Below are 6,708 nucleotides of genomic sequence, written 5' to 3'. Positions count from 1 at the left end.
TGTTATCTTCATTTTTGTAGTATAGCATTGTTGCTAATCTACTACAGCCCTTTAAATTTTGTAAAAATAAATCATAAAAAACCAAGAGAAGAAAATACTCACTTTTATTAAAGCATCAAGACCATAAAATATTATCTATATAACCGGAAAGTGAATTACCAGATAGGTTATTAAATAAGTTCATATGTAGCCACTGTTATCGGTGTATTGGTTGAAGTGCCTGTGATGCTCTCACTTGTTGCGTTGTTAAACCGTTGGAATAAATAATGACAAGCAGAGGGATTTTCGCAATTTACAAATTTTCACGAAAATCCCTCTATTTTTATAGTTAGATACCACTATTCCACTTTAAACATCCCCATCATACCGAGATTTTCATGTTCTAAAATATGGCAATGGTACATTTTCAACCCAGTATGTCCTTGCTTAAAGCGAATAATCACTTTTTCATAAGGGCGTAAATTAACCACATCTTTTAACGCTCTGCCTTCTGGCTTAAAGGTTTTACCGTTTAACGTATGTTGAATTACTTCAAATTGAGTGCCATGCAAATGGAATGGATGATCCATATGGCTTTCATTGAAGATTTCCCACTGTTCCACTTCATTCAATTTGGTAACAAAATCAATACGGTTCATATCAAAGGTTTGACCGTTGATTAAGAACATACCATTCATCATTGGTGGAATAGGGTTGTCCGTTGGTGTTGTAGTAGCGTGATGTGTACCGTGGTTCATCATTGGCATATTCGTATGGTTCATCATTTTTTCACTAAAGCGAATTTGGCGAACCTGCTTTGGCTCATCCCAGTTAGGCAAGGACCTTAAGCTTTCAGGTAACTGAACAGGTTCTGATTTCACCTGAATTGTGGCTAAAGTGAGATCTTTAGGCTGTTCTTGCACCATCATCTTACGGCGATCATAATAACCGCTTTGTAAATTGACTGTTCCTTGCGTTTCACCCACCATAATCACTTCAACGCGTTCGGCTGGTGTGAGTAGCAGTTCATCAACAGGCGAGCGAGGTTTTTCAAGTAAACCACCTTCGGTACCCACCACAATCCATTTCACCCCTGGAATGTTTAAACGAAAATAACGAGCGCTAGTGGCATTCCAAAGGCGAATTCGTTCATTCTTTTTCACTTGAATTTGGGGCTGATATTGACCGTTGATTAACACAAATTCCCCCTCACGTCCATTCATCCAATCTAACATTGTGTTTGGTGGAATGGTGCCATCGGCATTTAAACGCAGATCGGAAATCACCCAATGTTGTTCAGGAAGGTGTGCAAGGGGATCATTTTTCGCTTTAACAACGAAAGTGCCTGCTAAGCCTTTATAGACTTGTTCGGAAACATGGTCATGTGGATGAGGGTGGTACCAATATGTCCCAGCACTGCCTTGAGGTAGCGTAAAGCGATAGACTTTTTTCCCTTGCGGTTCAACCATATCCATCGGGTTACCATCCGCCTCATTTGGTACATCTAAGCCGTGCCAATGTACTGTTGAGGGTTGTGGTAGGTGATTGATAAATTCAATTTCTACGGTATCGCCTTCAAATACTTCAATTTGTGGCCCTGGTAGTTGTCCGTTATAAGCCCAAAATTCCGTTTCTTTATTGTCTGCGAGGCGAATTTTAATTGGCTCTGCTTTTAAAGTGGCTTTGAATAGCCCAGCTTGAGTCGATTGATTAGCAAGTTTTGGCAATATCCCATTAAGCGATAAACCTGAAGGCATTGCCTCAGTTGGCATTAGGCCAGTAGGTGCTGAATGCATCATCGCCATATTGCCATGTTGTGCGTGGTTCATCATATTCGCAAGGCTATAAAGCGAGCTACTGGCTAAGCTAATTCCAATTCCATAACGTAAAAAATCTCGACGTTTCATTCTTTCCCCCCTATTGGTTATAGGATTTGAACACTTCACTTTCACCGTTTTTCTTAATCAAAACAATATCATAAGGATCTTTGCGTCCGCCGTATGCTTCACCATCCATACCTGGTGAGCCAATCGGCATGCCAGGTGCGGACAAGCCAACTGCATCGGGTTTTTCTGCGAGTAAATGTTTGATATCTTCAACAGGTACATGCCCTTCAATCACATAGCCATCAATCACTGCCGTGTGGCAAGAAGCGTGTTCATCTTTAATGTTAAAGCGCTTATGGGCATCATAATTGCCTGTTTCGTTGACTTTAATCTCAAAACCGTTTTTCTGCATATAGCTGATCCATTCATTACAACAGCCACAAGTCGGGCTTTTCCACACTTCCATAGAAAGTGTTTGTGCTTGAGCAAAAGCGGTTATGCCTAAACTTAAAAGCAACAATGAGCGGGTGAATTTATGTAATTTCATAAGATGTCCTTATTTTTATTGAGATGGAATGGCGCAATGTTAAAGCTTGACCTAGGGTTAAGGTCAAGTAATCTGAAAAAATTCTATCATTTGAAAATTTTTCTCAAAATCCTACTGCTTGTAGTAGAGATATGCCAACGTACCATCCACTATTATTTTTGGGGCTGTACTAGATAACTAGAATAAATTCTGCTTTACTAAATGTTCTAAAATGGAAATTTGAACTTTTATTTCACTGTGGTTAAAACGCCATTCACATTCCTTCAAATACAGTTCAAAATGCTCTTTGGGAATGCCGTTAAACTTCCGTAAGTGGCGTTTTGCCTGATTCCAAAAGTTCTCAATTCCGTTAATATGATTTTGTCGTTCAGCAAAATGTGTGCTGTGATTGATGCGAAAGTAGCTAAACTCACTCACATCAAGTACATCATAGCTTTTGTAACAATCAGTATAAACAATACTGTCAGGCTTTACCTGCTCACGTATTATCAGCAATAAAGTGGCAGTTTGCGTATTGGGCACAGCAACGGTGTAAACCTTGCCGTTGCGCTTCAGAAGCCCGAATACAGCCACTTTGCCGGCTGCCCCGCGACCGCGTTTGCCTTTGCGCTGTCCGCCAAAATAGCTTTCATCAACCTCTACTTCGCCATCAAACATTTCCAGATGCGGGCTGTTATGGAAAATCAGTAAACGTAAACGATGAAAATAATAGGCAGCAGTGTTTTTATTAACGCCGACTAATTGAGCTGCAGTGCGAGCACTAACACCCGCAATAAACAGTTCAATCAGTTTGTTTTGCTTGTACTGACTTAAACGACTTCTTCTCATAGGGATTATTCTAACCTGAAATTAGATTTCCCTAGTTATCTAGTACAGCCCCTTAAATATTTGTTTAAAACACCGTTTGGAGCAATTCAAGCGGTGTTTTTGTGTGGAAATTTTGCAAAAATGAACTTTCAGGCTGCCTGAAAAACATTATCCTTTATCTTTAATACTTTTAATGATTTGACAATTTTCAATTTCTTTATTTTGACAACCAATAATTTGTTCCAAAAATGATTTAACTTCTTGTAATTGCTTAATTTGTTCGTTGATATGTGATAAATGTTTTTGGGTTAATTCATCAACATCATCACATTGATGATTGGGAGTTGTTTGAAATGTCAATAAGACCTGAATGTCATTTAAAGAAAAACCGATATTGCGACAAGTTTTAATAAAGCGTAATTGTTCTAGCTGATTTTCATCAAAAACTCGGTAGCCATTAGCTTGAAAAGTTGGCTTGATTAAGCCTTGTTTTTCATAATAACGAATGGTTTCTAAATGCACGCCTGTTTGTTCACTGGCTTGTTTAATTTGAAAAATTTTTGACATTGTACTTGACTCTGTAATAACTACGGAGTTTATATTATAGCAAATTTCAATCATCTTTCGGAGTTTGTTATGGCGTGCCAAAGTTGTTGCAGTTCAAATCAGCCCATTCATCAATCACCCAAGTACAAAAAAGCCTTGTGGATTGTCTTGATATTAAATTTATCAATGTTCTTTGTGGAAATTGTAATGGGGATTAAATCGGGTTCAACTTCGCTGTTGTCGGACAGCTTGGATTTCTTGGGCGATAGTGCCAATTATTTGATAAGTTTGATTGTTTTGCCAATGGCATTAAGTTACCGTGCCAAAGCATCTATGGTTAAGGGGCTAACGATGGGCGTTTTTGGCTTATTTATTTTAATTACAACCATTTATCGTGCGTTTTATGGGGAAATTCCCAGTTATAGCGAAATGAGTATTGTGGGATTTTTGGCGTTATTGGTGAATGTGTCGGCATTGTTGATATTATTAAAATTCCGTGATGGCGACAGTAATGTCCGAAGTGTATGGGTATGTTCTCGCAATGATGCGATTGGTAATGTGGCAGTGATTTTGGCTGGCATAGCAGTTTATTTTTTTCAATCAAAATATCCTGATTTAATTGTGGCGTTTATTTTGGCATTTTTAGCATTACAAGCCAGTCAAGAAATCATCAAAAGGGCTTGGGTGGAAGTAAAAGTCAGTTAATTTATAAACACCGTTTGAATTTGATTTTCAAGCGGTGTTTTTGTTTGAGAATTTTGCAAAATAACTTTCAGGCAGCCTGAAAAACCTACACCCCTTTATTTTCCAGCGATTTTCGGTTTATCCACCACACCAGCGACAACATCACAGGCACTTCAACCAACACGCCCACCACCGTTGCCAATGCCGCCCCTGAATTTAAACCAAATAAAGCAATCGCCACCGCCACCGCCAATTCAAAAAAATTGCTTGTGCCGATTAAGCAAGCAGGGGCGGAAATGGCGTGGGGCAATTTAAGCCATTTTGCCCAAATCGCACTCAAGGCAAAAATGCCGTAAGTCTGCACCAATAAAGGAATGGCAATCAGCAGGATAATCATCGGCTTATCCACAATGGTTTGTGCCTGAAACGCAAACAACAGCACCACCGTCAATAACAATCCCAAGATAGACAAAGGCTTAAAACGCTGGCTGAATTGGCGAATTTTGTGTTCATCTTGCAAAGATTTGCGAGTGGCAACTCCCACAAGCAAAGGCAACACCAAATACAGCAACACGCTAAAAAACAGCGGATCCCACGGGATTGTGATGTCGTTGATACCCAAAAGTAGCCCAGCAATCGGGGCAAAGGCAAAAATCATAATCACATCATTTAAAGACACTTGCACCAGCGTGTAATTGGGGTCGCCTTTGACCAGTTGAGACCAAACAAAAACCATTGCCGTACAAGGTGCAACCCCAAGCAAAATCATACCTGCAATGTATTCGTTTGCCGATTGTTCATCTACCCAGCCAGCAAAAAACACCTTAAAAAACAACCAGCCAACAAGTGCCATCGTAAAAGGCTTAATCAACCAATTCACCGTTAAAGTCAGCCACAGCCCTTTGGGATTGTGGCGGATATTTTTAATGGCAAGCCAGTCAATTTGTATCATCATCGGATAAATCATCAGCCAAATCAGCACCGCAATCGGCAAATTGATTTGAGCCACCTGCATTGTGGCAATCCATTGAAAATAAGGCGTAAACCAAATACCCAGCCCCACGCCAAGCAAAATCGCCAACCCCACCCACACACTCAAAAATCGTTCAAAAATGCCCATTTTATGCCCCTTGTACGCGGATGATTTCGCCATCTTCTTTGACAAAATCACTGTGTAATACCACAGGTGAAATGCTCAGAAACACTTCGCTTGGACGGCACAAACGCACGCCTTTTTCGGTGATGACAATCGGGCGGTTGATTAAAATGGGGGCGGTTAGCATTGCCTTGATGATGTCGTTGTCACTCACCTCGTTGTCCAAATTAAATTGTTGATATTCAGGCACATTACTTCGCAAAAGCTCTCTGGGCGTGATGTTCATTTGCTTAATCAGTTGGCGTAGTGTGCGTTCATCGGGCGGGGTGTCCAGATAATGAATAATGGTCGGCTCAATGCCCAAATGGCGAATCAAAGCCAGCGTGTTGCGAGAAGTACCACATTTGGGATTGTGATAAATGCTGATTGGGTGCATAGTATGTTCCTTACTTCAAGAGTTATTGAAATGAATGGGCAAAAAATTTGTTAACACGATTGGCAAAATTTTTCGCAATCGCCACCGCTTGCGTTTTCACAACAGCGATGCAATAAAAACTCAATCAAGCCGTTCATCATCGCCAAATTGGCGAAATAACGGACAAATTTTCCCTGCTGTTCACTGTAAACAAGGTTGGCGTTTGCCAAAGTTTTTAAGTGAAACGACAGATTATTGGGGGCAAGATTGAGCTGTTTTGCCAAATCGCCCGCCACCATACCACGCCCCCCTTCGGCGGTCAGAGCTTGGAAAATGGCAAGGCGTGTGGGCGAAGCAAGACTTTCAAACAGTTTGCTGGCGTGTTCGGTGTTCATATTCATAGGCGGTTAGTATAGCAGGGTGTGTTTTTCATTTCAATAGGTATTGAAATGATGTTTGTGTGTTCAGGTAGCCTGAAAAATTTAGGGGCTGTAGTAGATTAGCAACAATGCTATACTACAAAAATGAAGATAACATATTGTAAATTAAAGAAATCCATGCAGAAAAAACTGCTTGAGTTTTTTGTCGCAGAAGTTACTGCAAGAACAGCAGCAAATTTGCTAGATATTCAACCGAATACAGCCGCTTTGTTCTACCATAAAATCAGGCTTGTGATTGGCTATCATTTATCCCTTGAAGTTAACGAGATTTTTGAGGGGGAAATTGAACTAGACGAAAGCTATTTTGGTGGTCATCGAAAGGGAAAACGAGGACGAGGAGCGGCTGGAAAAGTTGCTGTTTTTGGGTT

At 40.3% G+C, this 6,708-nt stretch carries 8 protein-coding genes and 1 pseudogene; 2 read left to right on the top strand and 7 right to left on the bottom strand.

Going from position 1 to position 6,708, the window contains the following annotated elements; genetic code table 11:
- Positions 1-338: 338 nt before the first annotated feature.
- The 4 genes from C3007_RS06775 to C3007_RS06755 form a co-directional block, all read right to left on the bottom strand.
- On the bottom strand, positions 339-1,886 hold the full coding sequence (locus C3007_RS06775; protein ID WP_103853730.1) for a multicopper oxidase family protein: 1,548 nt from the start codon (positions 1,884-1,886) through the stop codon (positions 339-341).
- A gap of 10 nt (positions 1,887-1,896) precedes the next feature.
- On the bottom strand, positions 1,897-2,352 hold the full coding sequence (locus C3007_RS06770) for a DUF411 domain-containing protein (RefSeq protein WP_039090548.1): 456 nt from the start codon (positions 2,350-2,352) through the stop codon (positions 1,897-1,899).
- Between the two features lie 177 nt (positions 2,353-2,529).
- Positions 2,530-3,180, bottom strand: a complete 651-nt coding sequence (locus C3007_RS06760; protein WP_103853729.1) for an IS1595 family transposase — start codon at positions 3,178-3,180, stop codon at positions 2,530-2,532.
- A gap of 147 nt (positions 3,181-3,327) precedes the next feature.
- Entirely contained in the window at positions 3,328-3,726 is a 399-nt protein-coding gene (locus C3007_RS06755; protein ID WP_013746097.1) for a MerR family transcriptional regulator, read from the bottom strand.
- Between the two features lie 69 nt (positions 3,727-3,795).
- On the opposite strand from C3007_RS06755, the gene C3007_RS06750 reads away from it, so the two are divergent.
- Positions 3,796-4,410, top strand: coding sequence for a cation efflux transmembrane domain-containing protein (locus C3007_RS06750; protein ID WP_039096602.1), 615 nt, complete (start codon positions 3,796-3,798; stop codon positions 4,408-4,410).
- Positions 4,411-4,495: 85 nt separating this feature from the next.
- On the opposite strand, the gene arsB is transcribed toward C3007_RS06750, so the two are convergent.
- From arsB to C3007_RS06735, 3 genes are read right to left on the bottom strand one after another with little or no spacing between them, the layout of a single operon-like run.
- Entirely contained in the window at positions 4,496-5,509 is a 1,014-nt protein-coding gene (arsB, locus tag C3007_RS06745) for an ACR3 family arsenite efflux transporter (RefSeq protein WP_103853728.1), read from the bottom strand.
- A gap of 1 nt (position 5,510) precedes the next feature.
- On the bottom strand, positions 5,511-5,921 hold the full coding sequence (gene arsC / locus C3007_RS06740; protein WP_065233444.1) for an arsenate reductase (glutaredoxin): 411 nt from the start codon (positions 5,919-5,921) through the stop codon (positions 5,511-5,513).
- Between the two features lie 50 nt (positions 5,922-5,971).
- The gene (locus C3007_RS06735; RefSeq protein WP_034293588.1) at positions 5,972-6,295 is read right to left on the bottom strand and encodes an ArsR/SmtB family transcription factor; all 324 of its coding nucleotides are present in this window, start codon (positions 6,293-6,295) and stop codon (positions 5,972-5,974) included.
- 129 nt (positions 6,296-6,424) lie between these two features.
- On the opposite strand from C3007_RS06735, the pseudogene C3007_RS06730 reads away from it, so the two are divergent.
- Positions 6,425-6,708 (top strand): annotated as a pseudogene (locus tag C3007_RS06730) (IS1595 family transposase); the annotation flags it as partial.

Origin of the sequence: Avibacterium gallinarum, from assembly GCF_002921135.1 — a bacterium.
Classification (GTDB): Bacteria; Pseudomonadota; Gammaproteobacteria; order Enterobacterales; family Pasteurellaceae; genus Avibacterium; species Avibacterium gallinarum.
This window is presented reverse-complemented; position numbering and strand designations above follow the sequence as displayed.

Coding starts and splice junctions, on each gene's coding strand:
- C3007_RS06775 (WP_103853730.1), bottom strand. CDS start 1,886: ATGAAACGTCGAGATTTTTTACGTTATGGAATTGGAATTAGCTTAGCC.
- arsB (WP_103853728.1), bottom strand. CDS start 5,509: ATGGGCATTTTTGAACGATTTTTGAGTGTGTGGGTGGGGTTGGCGATT.
- arsC (WP_065233444.1), bottom strand. CDS start 5,921: ATGCACCCAATCAGCATTTATCACAATCCCAAATGTGGTACTTCTCGC.
- C3007_RS06770 (WP_039090548.1), bottom strand. CDS start 2,352: ATGAAATTACATAAATTCACCCGCTCATTGTTGCTTTTAAGTTTAGGC.
- C3007_RS06755 (WP_013746097.1), bottom strand. CDS start 3,726: ATGTCAAAAATTTTTCAAATTAAACAAGCCAGTGAACAAACAGGCGTG.
- C3007_RS06750 (WP_039096602.1), top strand. CDS start 3,796: ATGGCGTGCCAAAGTTGTTGCAGTTCAAATCAGCCCATTCATCAATCA.
- C3007_RS06735 (WP_034293588.1), bottom strand. CDS start 6,295: ATGAACACCGAACACGCCAGCAAACTGTTTGAAAGTCTTGCTTCGCCC.
- C3007_RS06760 (WP_103853729.1), bottom strand. CDS start 3,180: ATGAGAAGAAGTCGTTTAAGTCAGTACAAGCAAAACAAACTGATTGAA.